General features: G+C 66.5%; 18 protein-coding genes. 9 read left to right on the forward strand and 9 right to left on the reverse strand.

Features of this window, described 5'->3' with window-relative positions; all coding sequences use genetic code 11:
- Nucleotides 1–64: 64 nt before the first annotated feature.
- On the forward strand, nt 65–1321 hold the full coding sequence (locus tag ABIB58_RS12205; RefSeq protein WP_354041152.1) for a UbiH/UbiF/VisC/COQ6 family ubiquinone biosynthesis hydroxylase: 1257 nt from the start codon (nt 65–67) through the stop codon (nt 1319–1321).
- Here ABIB58_RS12205 and ABIB58_RS12210 read toward each other — a convergent pair.
- The 5 genes from ABIB58_RS12210 to dapF all read right to left on the reverse strand — a co-directional run bounded on the left by ABIB58_RS12210 (nt 1318) and on the right by dapF (nt 6779).
- Entirely contained in the window at nt 1318–2133 is an 816-nt protein-coding gene (locus ABIB58_RS12210) for a transglutaminase family protein (protein WP_354041154.1), read from the reverse strand. The two genes, ABIB58_RS12205 and ABIB58_RS12210, sit on opposite strands and share 4 nt — an antisense overlap.
- 12 nt (nt 2134–2145) lie before the next feature.
- Nucleotides 2146–2547, reverse strand: a complete 402-nt coding sequence (locus ABIB58_RS12215; protein WP_045811032.1) for a YraN family protein — start codon at nt 2545–2547, stop codon at nt 2146–2148.
- Between the two features lie 5 nt (nt 2548–2552).
- A complete protein-coding gene (gene rsmI, locus ABIB58_RS12220) occupies nt 2553–3425 on the reverse strand; it encodes a 16S rRNA (cytidine(1402)-2'-O)-methyltransferase (RefSeq protein ID WP_354041156.1) in 873 nt (290 codons plus the stop codon).
- Entirely contained in the window at nt 3422–5752 is a 2331-nt protein-coding gene (locus tag ABIB58_RS12225) for an NADP-dependent malic enzyme (RefSeq protein WP_137720507.1), read from the reverse strand. The genes rsmI and ABIB58_RS12225 overlap by 4 nt, the downstream gene beginning before the upstream one ends.
- Before the next feature lie 196 nt (nt 5753–5948).
- Entirely contained in the window at nt 5949–6779 is an 831-nt protein-coding gene (gene dapF, locus ABIB58_RS12230; protein ID WP_354041159.1) for a diaminopimelate epimerase, read from the reverse strand.
- 40 nt (nt 6780–6819) lie between these two features.
- Between dapF and ABIB58_RS12235 the strand changes: the two genes are divergently transcribed.
- The 4 genes from ABIB58_RS12235 to ABIB58_RS12250 all read left to right on the forward strand — a co-directional run bounded on the left by ABIB58_RS12235 (nt 6820) and on the right by ABIB58_RS12250 (nt 13105).
- Nucleotides 6820–7614, forward strand: a complete 795-nt coding sequence (locus ABIB58_RS12235) for a potassium channel family protein (protein ID WP_066627342.1) — start codon at nt 6820–6822, stop codon at nt 7612–7614.
- Nucleotides 7615–7714: 100 nt separating this feature from the next.
- Nucleotides 7715–9889, forward strand: coding sequence for a prolyl oligopeptidase family serine peptidase (locus tag ABIB58_RS12240; RefSeq protein ID WP_354041161.1), 2175 nt, complete (start codon nt 7715–7717; stop codon nt 9887–9889).
- Nucleotides 9890–10040: 151 nt separating this feature from the next.
- Nucleotides 10041–12281 carry a prolyl oligopeptidase family serine peptidase gene (locus tag ABIB58_RS12245; RefSeq protein ID WP_354041163.1) on the forward strand — a complete coding sequence of 747 codons (2241 nt, stop codon included), beginning with the start codon at nt 10041–10043 and terminating at the stop codon, nt 12279–12281.
- Between the two features lie 68 nt (nt 12282–12349).
- Entirely contained in the window at nt 12350–13105 is a 756-nt protein-coding gene (locus tag ABIB58_RS12250) for a DUF1223 domain-containing protein (RefSeq protein ID WP_265150660.1), read from the forward strand.
- On the opposite strand, the gene ABIB58_RS12255 is transcribed toward ABIB58_RS12250, so the two are convergent.
- Entirely contained in the window at nt 13102–14178 is a 1077-nt protein-coding gene (locus tag ABIB58_RS12255) for a phosphotransferase family protein (protein WP_265150661.1), read from the reverse strand. The two genes, ABIB58_RS12250 and ABIB58_RS12255, sit on opposite strands and share 4 nt — an antisense overlap.
- Nucleotides 14179–14215: 37 nt before the next feature.
- Nucleotides 14216–15745: a glycerol kinase GlpK gene (glpK, locus tag ABIB58_RS12260; protein WP_354041166.1), complete on the reverse strand. Its 1530-nt coding sequence runs from the start codon at nt 15743–15745 to the stop codon at nt 14216–14218.
- Between the two features lie 38 nt (nt 15746–15783).
- Here glpK and ABIB58_RS12265 point away from each other — a divergent pair, with 38 nt between their 5' ends.
- From ABIB58_RS12265 to ABIB58_RS12275, 3 genes are all read left to right on the forward strand, one after another.
- On the forward strand, nt 15784–16764 hold the full coding sequence (locus ABIB58_RS12265) for a threonine ammonia-lyase (RefSeq protein ID WP_265150666.1): 981 nt from the start codon (nt 15784–15786) through the stop codon (nt 16762–16764).
- A 62-nt stretch (nt 16765–16826) separates the two neighbouring features.
- A complete protein-coding gene (locus ABIB58_RS12270) occupies nt 16827–17294 on the forward strand; it encodes a MaoC family dehydratase (RefSeq protein WP_265150668.1) in 468 nt (155 codons plus the stop codon).
- 239 nt (nt 17295–17533) lie between these two features.
- Nucleotides 17534–18691, forward strand: a complete 1158-nt coding sequence (locus ABIB58_RS12275) for an OmpA family protein (protein WP_354041215.1) — start codon at nt 17534–17536, stop codon at nt 18689–18691.
- Between the two features lie 190 nt (nt 18692–18881).
- Here the strand turns inward: ABIB58_RS12275 and ABIB58_RS12280 are convergent, their stop codons facing one another.
- Entirely contained in the window at nt 18882–19556 is a 675-nt protein-coding gene (locus ABIB58_RS12280; RefSeq protein ID WP_265150498.1) for a YiaD family glycine zipper/OmpA-like lipoprotein, read from the reverse strand.
- Nucleotides 19557–19780: 224 nt separating this feature from the next.
- Between ABIB58_RS12280 and ABIB58_RS12285 the strand changes: the two genes are divergently transcribed.
- Entirely contained in the window at nt 19781–20692 is a 912-nt protein-coding gene (locus ABIB58_RS12285; RefSeq protein WP_265150510.1) for an isopenicillin N synthase family dioxygenase, read from the forward strand.
- Nucleotides 20693–20696: 4 nt separating this feature from the next.
- Here the strand turns inward: ABIB58_RS12285 and ABIB58_RS12290 are convergent, their stop codons facing one another.
- Nucleotides 20697–22634, reverse strand: a complete 1938-nt coding sequence (locus tag ABIB58_RS12290) for a ubiquitin-activating E1 FCCH domain-containing protein (RefSeq protein ID WP_265150496.1) — start codon at nt 22632–22634, stop codon at nt 20697–20699.
- Nucleotides 22635–22646 lie beyond the last annotated feature (12 nt).

The raw sequence follows: 22646 nt of genomic DNA on the forward strand, positions 1-22646 counted from the left end.
TTGGCCTTGGCGATGGACAAACCGTCCTCTGGACCTTTGGCCGCGACGGCGCGACAAGCCTTCCATGGCTGACACCGAACGCTACGACATCGTCATCGCCGGCGCGGGGCTGACCGGGGCGGCGTTCGCCCTGGCGGCGGCGCAAGGCGGGTTGAAGGTCGTGATGGTCGATCCGCAGCCGTTCAGCGCCCAGCTGGCGCCGACCTTCGACGGGCGTTCGACCGCCGTCGCCTTTTCGACATTCCGCATGCTGGACGCGCTCGGCCTGGGCGAAACCCTGCGTCCCCACGCCTGCCGGATGGACCATATTCTGGTGACGGACGGGCGTCGGCCGGGCGCGGCCAGCCGGTCCGCCTCGCCCGCCTTCCTGCGCTTCGACGCCGATGAGATCGGCGGCCGCACCGGCGGCGAGCCCTTGGGCTATATGGTCGAGAACCGTCGCATCCGTGCGGCCCTGGCCGAGGCGGTGACGCGCGCGGGGATCGCGGTGCGAGCCCCAGCTTCTGTCGCCAGCGTCGAGACGGACGCGGGCAAGGCGACCGTGACCCTGGCCGATGGATCGACCCTGATCGCCTCCCTGGTCGTCGGCGCCGAGGGACGAGGCTCGACCGTGCGCCGTGCGGCCGGGATCGAGACCGTCGGCTGGGGCTACGGCCAGAGCGGCGTGGTGGCGACGGTGCGGCTGGGTCGCGACCACGGCAATGTCGCCCACGAATATTTCCTGCCCAGCGGCCCCTTCGCCATCCTGCCCCTGACCGATCAGCGCGCCAGCCTGGTCTGGACCGAGACGACGCGACGGGGCGAGGCGCTGCGCGACGCCTCGGACGATGCCTTCCACGCCCATCTGATGCGGCGGTTCGGAGAGTTTCTCGACGGGGCGACGGTCGAGGGCCCGCGCTTCGTCTATCCGCTGTCGCTCAGCCTGGCGGAGAAACTGATCGCGCCGCGCATCGCCCTGATCGGGGACGCCGCACACGGAGTGCATCCGGTCGCCGGCCAGGGTCTGAACATGGGGCTGAAGGATGCGGCCGCTCTGGCCGAGGTGCTGGCCGAGGCCGCGCGCCTGGGCGAGGACATCGGGTCGGAGACCGTTCTGGAGCGTTACGCCCGCTGGCGCCGGTTCGACAACGCGGCCCTGGCGGCGGGTTTCGACGCCTTCGTACGCCTGTTCTCCAACGACATCGCGCCGGTGCGTCTGGCGCGCGACCTGGGCATGGCCGCCGTCAATCGCATCGGCCCTCTACGCCGCGCCTTCATGCAGGAGGCGGGCGGCGCGACAGGCGACCTGCCCCGGCTGCTGCGTGGCGAGGCCGTCGTCTAGTTCAACTGCATCCGCACGCGCTCGAAGGTCGTGAACCGCCGCGCCTCCTCGACGCCGTCCAGGCCCTGGGCGCGCGCCAGGGCGTGCAGAGAGCCCGCGAGCGCCCCCTGCTTCTCGCGCGCCGTGGCGACGTCGAGCCACGGCCGGTGGTCCTCGGGGTCAAGCAAGGCGCGACGCAGGGCCGACCGCTCGGCGCCCTCATAGTCCCGACCGCGAATGGCGCGGCTGAACAGCACGTTTTGCAGCCGGATCAGCGACTGACGATCCGTCACCGGCGCCATCAGGATATCCAGCCGATCCGCGACATGCGGCATCAGACCGGCGCGAAGAGCGCGGCGAGTCAGTTCGCTGGGCAGGATCAGCCGCCCCTGGCTGAACGGATCCAGGGCTACGGGACCTTCCGGCGTCTCGACGCGAACCATGAAATGGCCGGGAAAATCGACGCCCGCCGCCGTGATGCCGGCCGCGCGCGCCGCGTGCAGATAGAAGACCGCCAGAACGGCGGACAGGCCGCGCCGACGCTCGGCGACGGCGATGATGTCGGTGTTGTCGGGATGGTCGTAATGGATCAGGTCGCCGTTCAGTCGCAGGTCGGCGCACAGGGTTTCGGCCAAGGCCTCGTCGGGACCTTCGCCGCCGATCCGTTCCTTCAGCCGCTCGCAGGCGTTGCGAGCCAGGGCGCGAACAGGCTCGGGATCGCGCAACGGATGGTCATGGATGGCGCAGGCGATCGCCGCCTCCAGCAGGGGGAAGGCGTCGTCTTCGGCCTGACCGGCGGCGGTCAGGACGGCTTCGGCCTCCTCGCGCGTCATGCGATCCCCTCGTCAGCGCCTCTCGACGCCGCGAAGATGACGTGGAACGCGCCAGGGAGCCAGCGCCACCATATCAATTCTCAAATCCAGACGTTGCAGACCCGGCCGATTGCGCCGGATCGCCTCGCCCGCTGCGACCAGTCGATCGTACTGGACCGGCTTCAGCGCCAGCAGGGCCGCCTCCATCGTCGCGCGGCGTTTGACCTCGACCACCGCCAGCACCGGACCGCGACAGACCAGCAGGTCGATCTCGCCGGCCCGGCTCTTGAGACGAAACCCGAGAACGCGATAGCCGCGCAGGATGAGCCAGAAGGCCGCGATCCATTCGGCGGCGTGACCGGACTTGAACGCTGTCCCGCCCTTCGCCTGACGCCACGCCGCCTTATGGCGACGGACCGGCGCGGGACGAGACAGGCGCTTCACTTGCCCTTCAGTTCCAGCGCCCGGCGATACAGGGTCTTTCGGTTCAGACCCAGGGCCTTGGCGACCTCGGAGGCGGCGTCGCCGGTGGACAGGGTCTGCAGAGCGTCGATCAGGGCGGCGTCGGCGTCAGCCTCGGTCGCCTGGACATCTTCGCCGGGGCCGACGACCACGACGATTTCGCCCTTGGGAGCGTCCAGACGGGGATCGACGGCCAAGTCGTCCAGCGTCCCGCGCACGCACTCTTCATAGAGTTTGGTCAGTTCGCGGGCGACGGCGGCGGGGCGCGGGCCCAGCACGGCGGCCATGTCGGTCAAACTGTCTTTCAGGCGCGGCCCGCTTTCGAAGAAGACCAACGTCTGGCGCTGGCTCTTCAAGGCTTCCAGCGCGGCGGTGCGGCCGGCCGTCTTGGGCGGCAGGAAGCCGGCGAACAGCACCCGGTCGGCGGGCAGGCCGGCGATGCACAGGGCGGCCAACAGACTCGAGGCGCCGGGGATCGGATGGACGGGCAGGCCTTCCGCGATCACCGCGCGGGCGACGACGAAGCCGGGATCGCTGACCAGCGGCGTGCCAGCGTCCGACACCAGGGCCACGACCTGTCCTTCGCGCAGCCTTTCTATCGCCTGCTCGGCGGCGCGGCCGGACGCATGGTCGTCGCAACGTTCCAGCCTGGCCTTCAGCCCATAGGCGCTCAGAAGTTTGGCGGTGACGCGCGTGTCCTCGGCCAGCACCAGGTCGGCGGCAGCCAGCACGTCCAGCGCCCTCAGCGTCATGTCGCGCAGGTTCCCGATCGGGGTGGCGACCAGATAGAGGCCCGGCTCCACCCGCCGGGGCGGCGGGGCGACGGGGGGAAAGGGCGAGGGTTCGCTCAACGCTCGACCACGGCCGCGGGAGGGCGCGGCGCCGAGGTCAGGCCCGAGCCCTGGAAGGCGGGACCGGCGTCATAGGCGGCGAAGGTGGCGGCGGTGATGATCTCGCTGACCGAGGCGCCCAGCGACACGATCTGCACCGGCTTCTCCAGGCCGACCAGCAGCGGACCGATCACGGTCGCGCCGCCCAGGGCCTGAACCAGCTTGGTCGAGATGGCGGCCGAATGGATGGCGGGCATGACCAGGACATTGGCCGGCTTGGTAAGACGGTTGAAGGCGTAGGCGGCGTGACCCTTGGGGTCGAGCGCGACTTCCGGCGGCATTTCGCCTTCGTATTCGAAATCGACGCCCTTCTTGTCCAGGATGCGGATCGCCTCTCGCACCTTCTCGGCGCGGTCGCCGGGCGGGTTTCCGAAGGTGGAATAGGACAGGAAGGCCACGCGCGGATTGCGACCCAGCTTCCTGACCGTATCGGCGGCCTTGATAGCGATGTCGGCCAACTCCTCGGCGTTCGGCAGCTCGTGTATGGTGGTGTCGGCGACAAACAGGGTGCGGCCCTTGGCCAGCAGGATCGACAGGCCGATCAGGGTGTCGTCCACGTCCAGCACGCGCTGGACTTCCTTCAGCGCCATGTTGAAGTTGCGGGTCACGCCCGCGACCATGGCGTCGGCCCGGCCCTTGGCGACCAGGGTGGCGGCGAAATAGTTGCGGTCCTGATTGATCATCCGCTGCACGTCGCGGCGCAGATAGCCCCGGCGCTGGAGTTTTTCGTACAGCCAGTCGGTGTCCTCGACATTGTGGTCGGAGACGCGGGCGTTGGTGATCTCGATGCCCAGCTCGTCGAAGTTGAGACCGGCCTCTGCGGCGTTCTGACGGATCAGATCCTCGCGGCCGACCAGGATCGGCGTGCCCAGATCGGCCTGTTTGAAGCCCCAGGCCGCGCGAATGACGGCGGGTTCTTCGCCCTCGGCGAAGACGACACGCTTGTTCGGCCCGCCGCGCACGGCCGAGCTGATCTTCTGCATCAGGGCGGCGGACGGATCGACGCGCGAACGCAGCGCGTGACGATAGGCGTCCATGTCCTCGATCTGGACGCGGGCCACGCCGGTGTCCATCGCCGCCTGGGCGATGAAGGGCGGGATGTACCAGATCAGGCGCGGGTCGAAGGGCGTCGGAATGATGTAGTCCGGGCCGAACTTCAGCTTGCGTCCACGATAGGCGGCGGCGACCTCGTCCGGCACGTCCTCGCGCGCCAGGGCGGCCAGGGCCTGGGCGCAGGCGATCTTCATCTCGTGGTTCACGCGACGCGCGCGCACATCCAGCGCGCCGCGGAACAGATAGGGGAAGGCCAGGACGTTGTTGACCTGGTTCACATAGTCCGAGCGGCCCGTGGCGATGATGGCGTCCGAGCGCACCGACTTGACGTCCTCGGGCGTGATCTCGGGGTCGGGGTTGGCCATGGCGAAGATGATCGGATTGGGCGCCATGGAGGCGACCATCTCCTTGGTGATCGCGCCCTTGGCCGACAGGCCCAGCACCACGTCGGCGCCGACCATGGCCTCGGCCAGGGTGCGCAGGGGCGTATCGGTGGCGTGGGCGGCCTTCCACTGATCCATACCGTGGTCGCGCCCCTTGTAGACGACGCCGTCTCGGTCGCAGATCACAGTGTTCTCGGCCTTGACGCCCGCGGCCTTCATCAGGGCGATGGAGGACAGGCCCGCCGCCCCGGCGCCGGCCAGCACGACCTTAATCTCGTCCAGCTTCTTGCCGGCGATATGGACAGCATTGATCAGGCCGGCGGTCGAGATGATGGCGGTGCCGTGCTGGTCGTCATGGAAGACGGGGATGTCCAGCAGGTCCTGAAGCTCGCTTTCGATGACGAAGCATTCGGGGGACTTGATGTCCTCCAGATTGATGCCGCCCCAGGTGTCGCCGATGTTCTTGACGACCGTGATGAACTCGTCCGGGTCGGTGGTCTTCACCTCGACGTCGAAGCTGTCGACATCGGCGAACCGTTTGAACAGGACCGACTTGCCCTCCATCACCGGCTTGGAGGCCATGTGACCCAGGTTGCCCAGGCCCAGGATCGCGGTGCCGTTCGAGATGACGGCGACCAGATTGCCCTTGGAGGTGTAATCGTAGGCCTTGTCCGCATCGGCGGCGATGGCCAGGACCGGCACGGCCACGCCCGGCGAATAGGCCAGCGACAGATCGCGCTGGGTCGCCATCGGCTTGGTCGGCGCCATGGAAATCTTGCCCGGCGTCGGGATGCGGTGGAAGTCCAGCGCTTCGTCGTCGGAGAAGGTCTGTTTTTCGGTCTGATCGGGCATGATTTGGGCGTTTCCGGGCGCGTCGATTTTATCGTCTCGCTATGTTCCTAATGCTCCGGGCGTGGCGGGACAACCGCGCACGCCGCGTGCCGCCGTCTCTGGACGCCAAGGGCGTCGGACGCATCACCGACGCCGACGCTGTGCGGAAAAGGTGATGGCGGCGTCGGCTCTCGTGCGGATTTCCGCAATCGCCGTCTCAGATCGCCAGCACGCCCGTCCGCTCGATCTCCACCGGCCCGGTCATCAGGACGTGATCGGTTTCCGCATCCCAGTCGATGACCAGTTCGCCGCCATCGACGACCACCTTCGCCTTGCGCTCGGTCAGGCCGCGCCGCGCGGTGGCGACCAGGGCGGCGCAGGCGCCGGTGCCGCAGGCCTTGGTCAGGCCGGCCCCCCGCTCCCAGACCCGCAGGCGGATGTGGTCCCGATCCAGAACGTTTGCGAAGCCGACATTGACCCCTTGCGGGAACAGCGGGTGATGCTCGATCAGCGAGCCGGATCCGATGACGAAGCCGTCGTCCTGGCGGTCGGTGAAGAAGACCACATGAGGATTGCCCATGGAGACGGCGCCGGGCGTATGCAGGAGCGGCGCGTCGATCGGCCCGACCTGAAGCTCGATCCCTCGGGTATCCATCTCCTCGGCCAGCGGCACCTGGTCCCAAGTCAGGCGAGGCTTGCCCATGTCTACGGTCACGCGGTGGTCGCCGGCGCGGGTGGCGGTGGTCGGGCCGCCCGCCGTATCAATGACGACGCGATCCGATCCGTTGGCCTGCATCAACAGCCAGCCGACGCAGCGCAGGGCGTTGCCGCAGGTCTCGACCATCGATCCATCGGCGTTCCACACCCGCATGAAGGCGTCGGCCGTATCCGACGATTCGATGGCGATCAGCTGATCGAAGCCCTCGCCCGTCTGGCGGTCGCCCAGCGCACGAATCTGGTCCTCGCCGGGAGCGAACGGCTGTTCCAGCGCATTGACGACGACGAAGTCATTGCCGGCGCCGTTCATCTTGACGAAAGGACGGGTCATGCAGGCCATATAGGCCCAACCCAGCGTCGCGGAAACCAGCGTGTCCCAGACCGAAACCGACCCCAAGGACAACGGCCTGCGACTGCGCGCTCGACTGCGATACCTGTATCACGGCAGCCAGCCGGCGGCGGTGAAGTTCCGCTTGACCGTCATCGTGATCGACCTGGCGATCATCGGCTTTTTCCTGGCGGCGCCCATCCTGAAGAACATGGGCTGGGCCTTCTATGCGCTGGACTATTTCATCGCCGCTATCCTGGCCCTGGACCTGGCCGCGCGGGCTTATGCCTATGCGAACATCAAGGACTGGCTGAAGCGGCCGATCGTCTGGGTCGACCTGTTCGTGCTGGCGACCCTGCTGTTCCCGGCCTGGCTGTTCAATCTCGGCTTCCTGCGGATGCTGCGGCTGTGGACCCTGCTGAACTCGGACTTCTTCTGGCGCACCGTGGGGGCGCGGTTCGACGATACGCGGGTGGAAGGGATCGCGCGGGCCCTGGCCAATCTGATCACCTTCGTCTTCGTGGCCACCGGCTTCGTCTATGCGACCTTCAGGGGGCATGACGGCATCGCCGGCTATGTCGATGCGCTGTATTTCACCGTGGCCACCCTGACGACGACGGGGTTCGGCGACGTCACCCTGCCCGGGCCGTGGGGGCGGTTGTTGTCCATCGCCGTCATGTTGGTCGGCATCACCCTGTTCCTGCGCCTGGCCCAGGCCCTGATCCGACCGCACAAGGTGCATTTCCCGTGCGACCGCTGCGGCCTGCAGAACCACGACCCCGACGCCGTCCACTGCAAGGCGTGCGGCAAGCTGCTTTGCATTCCCGACGAGGGTTGAGGCGGCGCGTCCCACCGGTGTGACAAAACGGTAAGGTCGCACGGCTTGCCGCACGGGAAGGCGTCGTTAAGGTGCCGGCTTCGTTTTCGGGGACCTGTCCATGATCCGTGCTTCCGCCGTCGCGCTTGCGACGCTTCTCGCCTCCACCAGCCTGACCTCGGTATCCATGGCCCAGACCCCCGCCTCCTCTCCCGCTCCAGCCTCCGGCGGCTTCGCGACCAGCGACGCGACCGATCCCTATCTGTGGCTCGAAGAGGTTGAGGGCGAGCGGGCGATGGAGTGGGTCAAGGCCCACAACGAACGCACCTTCGCCGTCCTGCAGGGCGATCCCCGCTACGAGACCCTGCATCAGCAGGCGCTGGAGATCGTCCAGGCCCAGGACCGCATCCCGTCGCCCGGCTTCACCCACGACGGCCATATCGACAACTTCTGGCAGGACGCCCAGCATGTGCGCGGGCTGTGGCGCCGCACGACGCTGGACAGCTATCGCACCGCCACGCCCGAGTGGCAGACCATCCTCGACATCGACGCCCTGGCGGCGGCCGAGGGCCAGAACTGGGTCTACAAGGGCTCGACCTGCCTTCAGCCCGAAGAGCGCTACTGCCTGATCAGCCTGTCGAACGGCGGCAAGGATGCGGTGACCCTGCGCGAGTTCGACACGGTCGAGCGCAAGTTCGTCGACGGCGGCATCACCCTGCCGGAATCCAAGGGCGGCGCATCCTGGATCGATAAGGACACCCTGCTGATCTCGCGCGACTTCGGTCCCGGCACCCTGACCAACTCGGGCTATCCGATGGTGGTCAAGCGCATGAAGCGCGGCCAGACGCCGGACCAGGCCGAGACCCTGTTCACCGGCCAGCCGACCGACGTTTCGGTGTCCGGCTATACGCTGCGCGACGCCGACGGGGTGGTGAAGGCGACGCTGATCAACCGTTCGGTGGACTTCTATTCGTCCGAGACCTGGCGCCTGGGCGACGACGGCGCCCTGACCCAGCTTCAACTGCCGGCCAAGTCCGACATCACCGGCCTGGTCCAGGGCCAGCTTCTTGTGTCGCTGAAACAGGATTGGACCGCGCCGTCGGGGCAGGATTTCAAGACCGGCGACCTGATCGCCTGGCCGCTGGAGGCTTGGCTGGCCGATCAGGCGACCCCGGCCCAACTGGTGCTGCGTCCGACCGAACGTCAGGCCATCGAAGGCGTCAACGTCACGCGCAACCGGCTGGTCGTCGCCCTGTACGACAATGTGCGCGGCTCGGTGCGGGTCTACACCCCTGGCCAGGGAGAATGGGCGCACACGACACTGGACCTGCCCCAGAACGTCTCGGTCGGCGTCGGTTTGGCCTCGGAGAAGGACGACAAGGTCTTTGTCAGCGTCACCGGCTATCTGAACCCGTCCAGCCTGTGGCTGGCCGATGCGGCGACGGGCGCGGTCGATCAGGTCAAGTCCATGCCGGCCAAGTTCGACGCCGCCGGCATGACGGTCGATCAGCACGAGGCCCGCTCGGCCGACGGGACAATGATCCCCTATTTCGTGGTGCATAAGGCGGACATGCCGCTGGACGGCTCCAACCCCACGCTTCTGTACGGCTACGGCGGGTTCGAAAGCTCGCTGCTGCCCGGCTATTCGGCGACGGTCGGCAAGCTGTGGCTGGAGCGGGGCGGCGTCTATGTCATCGCCAATACGCGCGGCGGCGGCGAGTTCGGCCCGCGCTGGCACGAGGCGGCCCTGCAACAGAACCGCCAGCGCGCGCATGAGGATTTTCAGGCCGTGGCCCTGGACCTGATCGCCCGCGACATCACCAGCCAGCCCAAGCTGGGCATCATGGGCGGTTCGCAAGGCGGGCTGTTCATGGGCGCGATGCTGACCCAGCGGCCGGACCTGATCAACGCCGCCGTCATCCAGGTGCCGCTGTTCGACATGCTGCGCTTCCACAAGCTGCTGGCCGGCGCCTCGTGGATCGGCGAATACGGCAACCCCGACATCCCCGAGCAGCGCGCCTGGATCGAGCAGTATTCGCCGTATCAGAACCTGCGCGCGGGCCAGCCCTATCCGGAAGTCTTCATCCATACCTCGACCAAGGACGACCGCGTCCATCCGGGCCATGCCCGCAAGGCGGCGGCGCGTCTAGAAGAGCTGGGCTATCCGGTGCTGTTCTACGAGAACGTCGACGGCGGCCACGCGGCCGGGGCCAACCTGCGCGAAACCGCGCGTCGTCTGGCGCTGGAATACACCTATCTGTCGCGCCGCCTGATGGACACGCCGGCGCAGGAATAGTCTCTGGTTCCGCTTATCCCCGCGAAAGCGGGGACCCAGTGCTTTCGGAAGGTTCGGCGACTGGGATCAGGTTCAGTACGAACGGGCGACGCCGAACGCCCAAAGGTCTGGGTCCCCGCTTTCGCGGGGATGAGCGGAAAGTTTTGAAGCCATGCGTCACCTGATCCTGTCCGCCGCCATCCCGGCTCTTCTCATGTGCGCTTGCGCAACGGCGCCCGTCGCGACCGGCGTCGACGAAATCGTGGTCTCGACCAACGACAGCCCGCCGCCCCGCTTCCCCCGCGATCTGACCCCGGCGGGCGTCGCGGCCGCGGACGATCATCTGGCGCTGGAGCAGGTGGACGGGGCCGAGGCGATGGCCTTTGTCGCCGAAGAGAACCGCAAGTCGCTGGCCGCCCTGACCGGCGATCCGCGCTACGAGACCTTCCGCGCCGAGGCCCAGGCGATCCTGACGGCGACCGATCGCATCCCCAGTCCGTCCTTCCTGGGCGATGGCATCGGCAACTTCTGGCAGGACGCGACCAATCCCAAGGGCGTCTGGCGTCGCACGACGCTGGCCAGCTACCGCACCGCGACGCCGCAGTGGGAGACGCTGCTGGACATCGACGCCCTGTCCAAGGCCGAGGGCAAGGACTGGGTGTTCAAGGGCGCCGACTGCCTGGCGCCGGACGACACGCGCTGCCTGATCAATCTGTCTGACGGCGGCAAGGATGCGGTGGTCGTGCGCGAGTTCGACCTGACCACCAAACGTTTCGTGGATGGTGGTTTCAGCCTGCCCGAAGGCAAGCACCGCATCGAATGGCTGGACCGCGACACCCTGCTGGTCGCCACCGACTTCGGCGCCGGAACCATGACGGAGTCCGGCTATCCCTTCATCGTCAAGACGCTGAAGCGCGGTCAGACCCTGGCCCAGGCGACCGAGGTCTATCGCGGCGAACAAGGCGACGGCGGCTATGGCGTCAGCCCCGCCGTCTATCGCGACAAGGACGGCCAGGTGACGGCCGTCATCATCACCCGCCCGCTGGACACCTTCCGGTCGGAAACCTGGAGCCTCGGTCACGACGGCAAGGCGACAAAGCTCAATCTGCCAGCCCGCGTCAGCGTCTTCGGCGTAGTTGGCGATCAGCTTGTATTCTCGAACGACGAGCAGTGGCGTTGGCTCGCACATGACTACAAGCCAGGAGCGCTTTTGGTCGTCGGTTTAAGAGCATTGTCCGCTGCTCCGTCGCCCACAAACGTTCCACCGGCGCCGATGACGGACGGACGCGATCCAGTCGGGATTTTCGTTCCGAATGCCCGTCAATCTCTCCAGAGTGTGGCGGTTCTCGACAACACCCTCATCGCCGCCATCTCGGATAATGTTGCGGGACGTTTGGTTCGCTTTCAGCGGACGGGGACTGAGGGACAGTATTCGTTCTGGGGCGCGACTGACATCTCCGTCCCCGACAACCTCGCGGTCGGTCTGGGCGACTCGTCCAAATCACGCGGCGAGGTCTTCGTCTCGACCCAGGGCTTCCTCGTTCCACCGACTCTCAGCCTGGCCGATGCGGGCGCCGCGACCCTGACCACGCTGAAGTCGGCGCCGGCCAAGTTCGACGCGTCGCGCGACGTGACCGAACAGTTCGAAGCGACCTCGACCGACGGGACGAAAATCCCCTATTTCGTCACCCGTCCGCGCGACATGAAGCTGGATGGGTCGAACCCGACCGTCATGCTGGGCTACGGCGGTTTCCAGGTCAGTCTGAACCCGGCCTACAAGCCCGAAATGGGCAAGCTGTGGCTGGAGCGGGGCGGCGTCTTCGTCCAGGCCAGTATCCGGGGCGGCGGCGAGTTCGGGCCCGACTGGCATCAGGCGGCGCTGGACGGGAACCGTCAAAAGGCCTTTGACGATTTCGCCGCCGTGGCGCGCGATCTGGAACAGCGCGGGATCACCAGCCCGCGTCGCCTGGGCATTTATGGTCGCTCGAACGGCGGGGTCCTGACCTCGGTGTCGATCACCCAGCACCCGGAGTTGTTCAACGCGGCGGTGATCGAGAGCCCGTTGGTGGACATGCTGCGCTATCACGAACTGCCGGCCGGGGCGTCGTGGATCGGCGAATACGGCGACCCGCGCATCCCGGAAGAAGCCGCGTGGATCGCCAAATATTCGGCCTATCAGCAGCTCCGTCCGGGCCAACCCTATCCGCGCGTCTATCTGACCACCAATACGCGCGACGACCGGGTCCACCCCGGCCATGCGCGCAAGTTCGCCGCGCGCCTGGGCGATATGGGCTATGACCACCTTTATTATGAGGACACGGCCGGCGGCCACTCCAACGACGCCGACCCGGTCGCCAACGCCCGTCGCTGGGCTCGCCACTATGTCTATCTGTCGCAACAGCTGATGGATTGAATGAAGCGGAGAGAGCCTCACGCGAATATGAGGCGCTCCTTGGCAGCCGAAGGATTAAGAACGACGGCATGAACACCAAGGGCTGGATCATCGCGGGCACGGTCATGGCGGGCGCCCTCATGTCCGTCGCCTCGGCGGCCCAGCCGGTGGCGGGGCGGCCGCCGCTTGCGCCGCGCCATGCGACGGCCAACGGCCCGCCGGTGGTCGTCGAACTGTTCACCGCCCAGGGCTGCGGCGGCTGCATCGAGGCCAATGCAGCGGTGGAGAAGGCGGCGGCCCAGCCGGGCGTCATCGCTTTGACCTACGGCGTCGACTACTGGGATTACCTCGGCTGGACCGACACCTTCGCCCGGCCCGAGTTCGTTCAGCGCCAGCGCGCCTATCGCGCCGCCCTGCGCCAGCGCGGCGTCTCGACGCCCCAGGTGGTGATCGACGGCCGACGTCAGGTGTCGGGCGCCCGCAGCGTCGAGCTTGAAACCGCCATCGGTCAGGAGGCGGTGCGTCAGGCCTGGCCTCCGGAGATCGAGTTCCGCGAGAACGGAACCGGCGTCGGCGTCGGTTCCGGCCGCGCGCCGGTCGGCGGCGCCGAGGTGGTGGCGGTGACCTACACGCCCGGCCCTCAGGTGGTCGAGGTCCGTCAGGGCGAGAACCGCGGTCAGGCCGTGCGACACATGAACGTCGTGCGCGGCGTGACGCGCCTTGGCGAATGGCGCGGTCGCCCGATGCTCTACGCCCTGCCCTCATCCCGCCCCGGCGAGGCCGTGGCGGTGCTGGTGCAAGGCAAGACGGACAAGCGTATCCTGGGCGCCGCCGTCAGGGACTAGGCGCCCGCCTTTTTCGCAAAGCCCCAGGCCGCGTCGCTGAGCGGACCGACTTGGGCGGCCATGGTCTTGGCGTGGGCGCTGGCGGCGGTGCCGTCGCGGACCCGGCCGGCGATGCCCTGGCAGATGGCGGCCAGGCGGAACAGGTTGTAGGCGTAGAGCCAGTCGAGGTTGGCGGGCCGCATTCCCGTCGCGGCGGCGTAGCGTTCGACGGTCTCCTCGACAGACGGGATGCCCAAGGCCTCCAGATCAGCGCCGGCGAGGCCGTTGCGCAGCGAAGCCGGAATGGCCCAGGCGATCAGCAGATAGGAGAAGTCGGCCATCGGATCGCCCAGGGTCGACAGCTCCCAATCCAGCACGGCACGAACCTCTGCGCGGTCCGGCGCCACGATCATGTTGTCGAGACGAAAGTCGCCGTGGACGATGCGGCTGGGTCCCTCGGCCGGGAGGCTTTCGGGCAGGAAGGCGATCAGCCGGTCCATCGCCGGAACCGGCTCGGTCTCAGACGCCCGATACTGCTTGGTCCAGCGGCCGACCTGACGCGCGAAATAGTTTCCGGCCTTGCCGTAGTCGCCCAGGCCGATGGCGGCGGGATCGAAGGCGTGCAGACGGGCCAGCGTGTCCGTCTGGGCTTCATAGACGGCGCGCCGCTCCACGGGCGTCAGGCCGGGTAGTTTCAAATCCCAGAAGATCCGACCCTCGACCTTGTCCATCACATAGAAGATCGATCCGATGACGCTTTCATCCAGGCATAGGGCATGGGGCTTGGCGACTGGGAAGCCTTGCGCGGCCAGAGCCGAGATGACCTGAAACTCGCGGTCGACGGCATGGGCGCTGGGCAGCAGGACGCCGGGCGGTTTGCGCCGCAGCACATAGGCGGCCGAGGGCGTCACCAGTTCATAGGTCGGGTTCGACTGGCCGCCCTTGAACTGGCGCACCGTTAGCGGGCCGGCGTATCCCGAGACGTGGGCGCGCATCCAGGCGTCCAGCGCCGCCTCGTCCAGGCGATAGCGGGGATCGACCTCGCGCGTGCCGGAAAAGGCGCTCTGGGCGTCCAGCGGGGCGGCGTAGGTCATGCGGCGGTCCTCGTCGTTTCCTTGAGCCGTCCGGATCTCACGCCCGGTCCGGCGCGGCGATGATGGCGGCCTTCACCGCGCGACGCCAGCCGGAAAGCAGACGCTCGCGCTCGTCCGCCTTCATGCGCGGTTTCCAGCAGGCGGGCGCCTCGGCCGGGCGCGCCTCCAAGTCCGGCAAAAGGCCGACGCCCAATGCCGCCAAGCGCGCGGCGCCCAGGGCCGTCATTTCCTGGAAGGCCGGACGCTCCACCTCCACCTCGCAGATGTCGGCGACGAACTGCATGGCGAAACTGTTGGCGGTGACGCCGCCGTCCACCTTCAGCGTCTTAAGCGGCGGCGCGCCGTCGGCGGCCAGGGCGTCGAGCAGGTCGCGCGTCTGATAGGCCAAGGCCTCCAGCGCGGCGCGCACGAAATGGGCCGGACCGGAATCCCGTGTCAGCCCGACGATCGTTCCCCTCGCTTCCGGTTCCCACCAGGGTGCGCCCAGACCGGTGAAGCCGGGGACCATATAGACCCCGCCGTTGTCCTTGAGGGCCTGCGCCATCGCCTCCGACTGGCGCGACTCCGAGATCAGCCCGACCCCGTCCCTCAGCCATTGGATCGCCGAGCCGGCGGAGAAGATCGAGCCCTCCAGCGCATAGGCGGACTGCCCATCGGCCTGATAGCCGAGCGTGCCCAACAGACGCCGGGTCGAGGCCACGGGCGCTGCGCCGACATTGGCGACCAGAAAGGCGCCGGTGCCATAGGTGATCTTGGCGTCCCCGGCCTGCAGCGCCCCATGTCCGACCAGAGCGGCCTGCTGGTCCCCCGCCGATCCGGCGATGGGCAGAGGCCGGCCGAACAGCGCCGGATCGCTCTCGCCGATCACACCCGCGCACGGGACGATGTCGGGCAGGGCTTCGCGCGGAATGTCGAACAAGGCGCACAGGTCGTCACGCCATTCGACCGTCTTCAGATCCATCAAAGACGTGCGTGAAGCATTGGTCGCATCGGTGGCGTGGACCCGGCCGCCGGTCAGTTTCCAGATCAGCCAGGCGTCGATCGTGCCCAGCTTGACCTCGCCCTTCGCCGCCCTCTCGCGCGATCCGGACACAGCATCCAAGAGCCAGGCGAACTTGGTCGCCGAGAAATAGGGATCGAGGATCAGGCCGGTGGCGGTCTGGACCCTCGGCTCGTGGCCCTGGGCGGTCAGGCGGGCGGTGACGTCGGCGGTGCGGCGATCCTGCCAGACGATGGCGCGATGCAGAGGCTCGCCGGTCGCCGCGTCCCAGATCACGGCCGTCTCCCGCTGATTGGTGATGCCGATGGCGTTGAAGCAGGCCACGCCGCCGGCCTTGCGCACCACCTCTCGACAGGTCTGGAGCGTCGCGGTCCAGATTTCTGCGGCGTCATGTTCGACCCAGCCGGATTTGGGGAAATGCTGGGCCAGTTCGATCTGGCTGACCGCGACGGGCCTCAGGTCCCCTTTTTCTCCGCCTACCGCGCTTGGCGCGGCTTGAGGTGCGACCTCGAAGGCGATGGCGCGGGTCGAGGTCGTGCCCTGGTCGATGGCGAGGATCAGGCTCATGGTTCTCTCCCGGCTGCGTCTTGGGCTAAGGGGAGCATATGACGACGCACCTGCCCAGCTATGAAGGCGTCCTCGACGCCGCCCGCCAGATCGACGGAGTCGCCGTCCGCACGCCCCTGCTCGAAAGCCCGGCTCTGAACGCGGCGGTCGGCGGGCGGGTTCTGATGAAGGCGGAAAGCCTGCAACGCGCCGGAGCCTTCAAGTTCCGCGGCGCCTATAACCGCATCAGCCGACTGACCGACGAGGAGAAGGCGCGCGGCGTCGTCGCTTTCTCGTCCGGAAACCATGCGCAGGGCGTCGCCGCTGCCGCCGCCATGGTCGGGACGCCGGCGATCATCGTCATGCCTTCGGATTCGCCCAGGGTGAAGGTCGAGGGCGTGATCGCCTTCGGCGGCGAGGTGCGCTTCTACGACCGCTGGACCGAAAGCCGCGAGGCGATCGGCGCGGCCATCGCCGCCGAGCGCGGCTCGATCCTGGTTCCGCCGTTCGATGATCCCTTCATCATCGAGGGCCAGGGCACGACGGCGCTGGAAATGCTGGATCAGGCGGATGCGCCGTTCGACCAGTTGCTGTGCGGGGCGTCAGGCGGCGGGTTGATGGCCGGGATCAATCTGGTCATGGCCGAACGCAGTCCCGCGACGCAGGTGTTCGTGGTCGAGCCGGAAGCCTTCGACGACACCGCGCGATCGCTGGCGGCCGGAGAGCGGGTCGGTCATCCGCAAGGCGCGCCGTCGATCTGCGACGCTCTGATGTCGCCGATGCCGGGCGTGCTGACCTGGCCGATCAATCGACGGCTGGCGGGGGCGATCACCGTGTCGGACGCGGAAGTCGCGGAAGCGATGCGGTTCGCGTTCCGCCATCTCAAGACCATTCTCGAACCGGGCGGCGCCGTCTCGCTCGCGGCTCTGCTCGCCGGAAAGATGGGCACGAAAGGACGGACGACGGCCATCGTGCTTTCTGGCGGCAACGTCGATCCGACGCTGTACGCCGAGATCATCGTGGGGCGTTTCGGCGGCTGAAGGTCTTTTCTTCGAAGCGAGCGTCGGCCAACCTCGTCTCAAATGAACTGAGGAAACGCACAATGGCCAAGGCCAGTGAACTTCAGACATTGATCGGCCAGGAGATCGGGGTGTCGAAATGGTTCGATGTCACCCAGGCCCGGATCGACGCCTTCGCCGATTGCACCGAAGACCACCAGTTCATCCATGTCGATCCGGAAGCGGCCAAGGCCACGCCGTTCGGCGGAACGATCGCGCACGGCTTCCTGACCCTCAGCCTCGCGTCGGCCATGAGCTATGACGCCGTCGCGCCGCTGGAGGGCGTCGTGATGGGCGTGAACTACGGCTTCGACAAGCTGCGGTTCCTGGCGCCGGTTCCGGCAGGATCGCGCATTCGCGGTCGCTTCAAGCTTTTATCGGCCGACGACAAGGGCGGCGGACGCTGGTTGCTGAAGCACGAACTGACGGTCGAGATCGACGGGGCTGACAAGCCGGCGCTGATTGCGGAGTGGCTCGGGATGCAGATGGTCGGTTCAAAAAACGAGCCATGACGCTCGCATAGGTTATAGCGTTGGGCTGCCGAAGATTGTGACGCATCAACGGCCAGAGATTAACTATTCTGCGCCTCACCGCCAAATTCATCTGTATCATCAAGGCCACGGTATCGGCTTTGCTGATGGAAGTCGTCACGTTTCCGCCTCGACCTCATAAGGCAAGGCTGGTAAGACCCGCGTAGGCGGTTGACCCGCCCCCTACTATAACAGAGGCGGAGGGATACCCCCCTATGCGTATGAAGACTTTCGTGCTGGCCTCCAGCACAGCGGCCGCCCTGGCCCTGTCTGCTGGTGCTGCATCGGCAGAACCCAATGGCTGGTACGGCGCCATCGACGCCGGCTACCACATGATCGACGATATCAACGCTGAATCGTCCACGACCGGCGCCAACTGGAACTGGGAAGTGAACGACGGCTGGGCGGCTTTCGCTCGCCTCGGCTACCGCTTCAACCCGCACTGGCGCGTTGAACTGGAAGGCGGCTACCGCTCGGGCGACATCGGCACCGTGCGCGCCGTCACCGGCACGCAAGGCCTGTGCAACCTGACCCCGGCGACGGGCGGCTGCTTCTCGCCCGAAGGCGACATCGAATCCGCCACCCTGATGGCCAACGTCATCTATGACTTCGGCTTCGAATACTGGGGCGTTCGTCCGTTCGTCGGTCTCGGCGCCGGTGTGAACCGCGTCGACACCAACACGATCGGCGCCCTGCGCGCCAACCGTCTGGCCACCTTCGCCGCCGACGACACCTCGACCAAGTTCGCCGCTCAGGCGATCGCCGGTCTGGCCTGGGCCATCGGCGACCGCGCCAACATCGACCTGACCTACCGCTATCTGACGGGCGACGCCAACTTCGCCTCGACGACGGCCGGCACGGGCGCAGGCTCCACGCAGTTCGGCGAATGGGACGGCGACTACGACCAGTCGCACACCGTGACCCTGGGTCTGCGCTACAGCTTCGGTGCGGAAGATGCTCCGCCCCCGCCGCCTCCTCCGCCCCCGCCGCCTCCCCCGCCTCCGCCCCCGCCGCCTCCGCCGGCGCCGGTCGCTCAGACCCCGATGCCTCGCCAGTTCGTGGTCTACTTCGACTGGGATCGCTCGGACCTGACGGCGGAAGCCCGTTCGGTGGTGACGCAGGCCGCCAACTACGCCAAGTCGGGTCGTCCGACGCGCGTCCTGATCGTCGGCTACACCGACACCTCGGGTTCGGCCGCCTATAACCTGGGTCTGTCCAACCGTCGTTCGCGCACCGTCGCGGACGCGCTGGTCGCCTCGGGCGTCAACGGCGGCGTGATCGCCCTCGACGGCAAGGGCGAGACCAACCTGGCCAAGCCGACCGCCGACGGTGTGCGCGAACCGCTCAACCGCCGCGCGACCATCGACATCAACTTCTAAGACTTTCAGGAGCCGATCTGGTTCGTCCCGATCAGCTTCAACCTTCGAAGTTGTCGAAAGACAGAACGCCGCTTCCGATAGGAGGCGGCGTTTTTCTTTGCGCCGTCTCACCTGCTGCGTGACGCGTCCACGCAGAGAAAAGGGCGACGCCTCACGACGCCGCCCTCAAGCACTCTAGTTTTGACCCCGATCAGCCGGTGAACGGACGGATCAGGATCTCGACCCGGCGGTTCTGCGCCTTGCCTTCTGTTGTTGCGTTCGAGGCCACCGGGTTGCGCGAGCTATTGCCGGCGACATAGAGGCGCTGCGCGATCACGCCACGGCGAACCAGTTCAGAGGCGACGCTGCTGGCGCGACGCTCCGACAGAGGCTGATTGATCGCGTCGCCGCCCGACGAGTCGGTGTGACCGATCACGTCCACCGTGGACTGGTCATACTGCTGCAGAACGCGAGCGACATCGTCCAGAACCGGCAGGAAGCGCGGATCGATGGAGGACTGGTTCGTGGCGAAGGTCACGTCCGACGGCATGCGCAACACGAGCAGGTCGCCTTGGCGCGCTACACCGACGCCGGAGCCGGACAGTTCAGCTTCCATCGCGCGTTGCTGACGATCCATATATTGGCCGACGGCGGCGCCGCCCAGCGCGCCGATCCCGGCGCCGATCAGGGCGTTCTTGCGGCCCTGTTCGCCGTTCGAGGTGTTGGTCAGATAGCCGAGAACCGCGCCGCCCAACGCACCCGCGATGGCGCCGGTCCCGGTGTTGTTGCGAACCGGACCCGAACGATAGGGGTCGGTGGTAGTGCAGGCGGCGGCCCCCAGCAGGGCGGCGATGGAAACACTGGCGACGATGAACTTGGCGCGCATGGAATAGTCCCTTTCTTTTGAGCGATCTGGCGCGGAAACGTGCGCTTACTGTGAAGGTTCCAATCTGTACGGGGCATGAATGCCCGCCGCGTCCGCTCGCCATGGCCCTGACAAGGCTGCCGATTAGGCGTATGGGAACCGCCGCACATCCCCAAATCGAGGACGACGCCGTGAGCGTGACCCAGACGGACCACACGACCGACCGCGCCATTCAGCCGGTTTCGATGAAGCATTACGACGCCGATTTTCAAGCGTTCAGCGACGCATTGGGCGCCTCCTTCTCGCGCTATGGCTTCGCTGTGGTCGCCGACCATGGTCTGGATGAGGCCCGCATCACCGCGGCCATCGACGACGCCAAGACCTTCTTTGCTCTGCCGGAAGAGGTGAAGCGCCAATACCATCAGCCCGGTACGGGCGGCGCGCGCGGCCTTACCCCCTTCGGAGTCGAGGCGGCCAAGGACGCCAAGACGGTGGATCTGAAAGAGTTCTGGCACGTCGGTCGTGAACTGCCCGAAGGCCATCCCTATCGCCGCTATATGCGCGACAACGTCTGGCCGACCGAGGTCGATGGCTTCCGCGAGCACCTGTATGGCATGTTCGAGGACCTCGATGCGCTGGGCGCCAAGATCCTGCGCGCCATCGCCCGCTATCTGGAGCTGGGCGACGACTTCTTCGCCGACAAGGTGGAGATGGGCAACAGCGTCCTGCGCATCCTGCACTATCCGCCGGTTCCGGCCGATGCGCCTGGCGTGCGCGCCGGGGCGCATGAAGACATCAATGTCATCACCCTGCTGCTCGGCGCCGAAGAGGCTGGTCTTCAGCTGAAGGACAAGGACGGCAGCTGGCTCGACATCGCCCCGCCGCCCGGCGCCCTGGTCGTCAATATCGGCGACATGTTGCAGCGGCTGACCAACCATGTCCTGCCGTCAACGACCCACCGCGTGGTCAATCCGGCGCCTGAGCGTCGCGGCTTCGCCCGCTATTCGACGCCCTTCTTCCTGCACTTCAACCCGGACTTTCCGATCGAGACCCTGCCCAGCGCCATCACGCCGGACAATCCCGATCGCTATGCGGGCAAGACCATCCTGGCCGAGGATTATCTGACCGAACGCCTGCGCGAAATCCGCCTGCTCTAGGCCGTCAGCGGGAAATCCGTAGTCGGGTGATGTCGCGTCCGATGGCCTTGAACGATTCCGTCAGATCGGCGCCGCTGGCAGGCAGGAAGAAATTGGCGGGGGTGGTGGCGCAATCCTTCAGGAACTTGCCAGCCGTGCTGCTGGCGGAGACCTGGAAACCGACGGTGTAAAGAACGATGTTCTTGTTTTTGATCGCCGTGCAAAGAGCCTTGGCCTGACCGTAGGGTTCGCCATTCGTCGCTGCACAATCCGCGCGATCTGAACCCCCAAAGGATGCATCTCGGCCCAGGACGCCAGAACAGTAGGGGGCATTGAACTCGCCGTCCGTCATTAGGATAACGGCTTTCAGGGTCTTGTTCTGATCATAGGCCGCCGCAGGGGTGGTGCTCCAAAGCGAGTTGAATTCCGGCGAAACCGAATACCATCCCCAAGCTAGTCCGATCTGTGCTGCAGTGTAGCCGTCAGCTTGGAGGCCTTGACTGGGCGCATTGACTGGCCCGATCAGCTTGTTGATCTCGGCTCTATCGTCGGTCAGCGGCAGCAGCGGAGAAACCGTGCACTTGGTGTTGGAACCAGATTGGTTTGGATAGTAGCGACCGACATATGCGACTGACGGGCGTGTGTCATCGTCGTCATGCTGCCCTGTTCTTTCGCTCACGCAGTCGCTGATCTGATATACCCTCATTGCCGCCGACGCGTTTCGATAGATTCGCCACTGGCATCCGTCATTGCCGCACCAGACCTTACCGCCGGACGAGTAGGTTCCGGTCGGCGGGCCGACGACGTTGATCGAGAAGGTGTCCTTGGTGACATTGGATATCAGCCAATAGGAGCTCGCATTGGCGGCGTTGATCTGCGTCATGCCAGCCACGTCTGTGATGCGCACGCCCGATTGCGCGCCCGTCGCGGGATCAGTCGCGGAAAGCCCATGATTGGGGGACGTGACGATGATCGTGCAGTCCGACAGCCTGCAGCCGGACACGGTGCCCGCTGACGTATAGCTATTGTTGCTCGATGTGTTGACGTTCGCCCAGGACGAGCCGTTCCATGACTGTAACGAGAAGCTGTTGGTCGCCGCATTGGCGACGCGATACGCCTTGGCGTTGATCTGCGTCATGCCTCGCACGCCATCGATCCAGATGAAATCGCCATCCTTGAAGCCGTGGTTGGAAGAGGTGACGTAGCCCGTGTTGGCCTTGGAAACCGCTGTGATCGACCGGGCCACGCCCGTCGACCATCCTGCCGTAGTGATCGCGGTGGACTGAGTGGCAGGACCGCGAGCAGCGTTCGCCATGTCGCCCAGATTAACCCCTGTCGAATAAGGGATGACCGCCATACGAGAATAGTAGGGGGATTGCTGGTCCTGCACGACGATGGTGGCAAGCTGGCGGGCGGCGTCTTTCAAACTGGTTAGACGTGAGCCGGCCATAGACCCGGTGATGTCCAGCACCAACGCAACTTCGATGTCCTTGGATGAGCGATTAACCTCGGAGTGGACGTTGACCGGCAGGGTATCATCCAGAAGTTTGCCGTAGGGTGGCAGGACGATGTTGGCCACCAGGGTCTTCACTTGGACCGTCAGGTCGGCGACCACCACCTGCTCGTCGGTCAGTTCAATCTGCAGGTCTCTGTCGGAGAAGGGTTCGACTGAGGCGTTGCGCAAGTTGGCCCTCAGGGCCACGACGGCGACAGTCCTAAGATCGTCCGGGTTCGTATAGGACGACCTTGCGGCGGCCAGAGCGGCCGCGTCCAGGGCGTCCTGGACGCGGGCCTTCACCGTGGTGATGCGGTTGATGTCGATGCCGCCCAAGGTAACCATCACCAGCGCCGGCATGACCAGGGCGAAGATCATCACGACGTTGCCGCCGCGGTCGGACGACAGGCGTGCCGCCAGATTGCGCAGGCCTCGAACCGCTCTGCCGATCAGTGTGGAAGCCGTCACTATGGTCGTTCC

The organism is Brevundimonas sp. UYEF29 (assembly GCF_040546195.1).
GTDB classification, from domain to species: Bacteria; Pseudomonadota; Alphaproteobacteria; order Caulobacterales; family Caulobacteraceae; genus Brevundimonas; species Brevundimonas huaxiensis.